Origin of the sequence: Streptomyces adelaidensis (assembly GCF_016598475.1) — a bacterium.
In the GTDB taxonomy this organism is placed as follows: Bacteria; Actinomycetota; Actinomycetes; order Streptomycetales; family Streptomycetaceae; genus Streptomyces; species Streptomyces adelaidensis.
Genome location: NZ_JAEMUX010000208.1, coordinates 1 through 1,896, shown reverse-complemented (window position 1 = coordinate 1,896; position 1,896 = coordinate 1). Strand labels below are relative to the sequence as shown.

The window sequence follows — 1,896 nt, the reverse complement described above, 5'->3', positions numbered from 1 at the left end:
GTCGGTCGGGGTATCCGGGTGGGCGGGCTGGAAGGAGATGCCGAGCGCCTGGCAGGCCGAGCGGAACGTGTCGGAGATGTATGCCTTGCCCCGGTCGCAGACGATCGTCTCCGGCGTGATCACTGGGACGGCCGCGGCGTTGGCAAGCCGTTCGTCGAGCGCGATGAGCGAGGCGTGCGGGAGGATCGAGCGGGACATCCGCAGCGCGTCCGCCCAGCCCGGCCGCATCGGCTCCGGGGTCATCGCCCGCGCCAGCAGCAGAGCGGCATCCACCGCCTTCGTCGAGGGCCGCAGCACCGCCGCGGCCAGCGTGCGGGTCGCGATGTCTACGATGCCGGTCAGCTCGACGGTGTCCACCGTGCCGTCATCATGGACGAGCAGCACGTCCAGGGGAGTTGAGTCGATCTCCATCACCTCGCCCGGCCGGGCTGCGGTGAGCTGGCCGAACATGCCGTCCGGCTGCTTGGCCAACGAGCGGCGGGTGCGGGCCGAGCCCAGGGTGTGCCGCCCGGAGGAGAGTGCGGACAGCAGCCGGTAGAACGTCGTCCGGGACGGCAGTGCCACCACTCCCGGACCGTGTTCGGCCTCCAGCGCACGTTCCATCCGGCGCCGCAGGACCTGAGCGGACACCGTGGAGCGACTGGTCTGGTCCTCCACGACCTTCCGCAGGGTCTCGACGACCCTCCGGTCGACGCGGCCGGTACCGTCCGAGACGGACCGCAGCCGCGGGTCGACCAGGCCCAGCGCGCCCTCGCGCTCGAAGCGTCCCCGCATCCGCTGGATCAGCTTCAAGGACGCGGGGTGCCCACCCGCCTCAAGCTCTTCCGCCTTGGTCAGCTCCCGCTGCCGCAGCGAGCGGACCGCCGGATCGTATGCGGCCCGCACCGGCCCGTGCGGGTCCTCCATAGGACGGCCGGAGAGCATCTCCACCAAGTGCCGCTGCCACCACTCCGCCCGTTCAACGGCCTTGCGAGGAAACCCCTCCAGCACTCCAGCCGCTGGCACCACCGCCCGCACCGAGGACGGCGTGACCACCTCGAAGCCGGCAGACGACAACAGGTGGGCCAGGAACACCACGCTCGGAGACTGGCCCTCATCGACGAGCCGGACCGCGGTCCCCTCCAAAGCCGCCACCGTGTGCAGACGGCCGTCAAAACGGACCAGGTCACCCGCTCGCAGAAGTCGCGGACGCCACGGCATCACCGCCTCCTTCCCGTACCTCTCCGAGCCCGACCCGCGTACTCGCCGACAGCGGTCCGGCGCGGAGATCCACGGCAAGGACGTGCTGCCAGAGCAGATGGAAGAGAACCGGAAGCACCGCGATCTGATCGCCCACCCGCTTGGCCCCGGCCAGCAGCGAGGCCCCCTCGCCGAACACCTCCATCAACCGTTCGGCGACCTGCGGGCGGTGCACGCGCGGATGCCGGTAGCCGGCCAGCCACCGCACGTTCTCCATCAGCACCGCATCCGGCGCCCCCAACCGCGCGAAGTCCCACCCCACGAGCCTGCAGGCTGCGGCGGTCGTCGCGAACTTCATCGCGTCCCTCGGCTCGATGCGCTCATCCGGGCGCACGTCCACGACCAGCACCGTGCCGCCCGCGCGGCGTACGAAGAAATCCGGCGTGTGCCGCACCCGCTTCCCGTCCGGCCCCGACCACGACAGCTGAAAGGGCTGCGAGGCGACCGCCGTCACCCACGGGTCGAAGTCGAGCAGCATCAGATGATCGCGCTCCAGCCACGACTCATAACCCACGTGCCCGCCGCAGGTCGCCGACCAGTACCAGCCGCACCAGTTGCCCTGACCCCGGAAAGACGGAAACTGACGCTCAGGCCGTACGCCCTCGAACCGCACCGACCACAACCCGCTCAACGACCCTCGATGACGAACGCCCGTCG

At 70.6% G+C, this 1,896-nt stretch carries 1 protein-coding gene and 1 pseudogene; both read right to left on the bottom strand.

The genetic code is table 11. From position 1 onward, the window contains the following. Positions 1 to 1,200 (bottom strand): annotated as a pseudogene (locus I8N67_RS41305) (integrase); the annotation flags it as partial. Next, positions 1,166 to 1,896: TnsA-like heteromeric transposase endonuclease subunit (locus tag I8N67_RS41300; RefSeq protein ID WP_200309453.1), on the bottom strand; the 731-nt coding region annotated here is incomplete at its 5' end. The pseudogene I8N67_RS41305 and the gene I8N67_RS41300, both read right to left, overlap by 35 nt.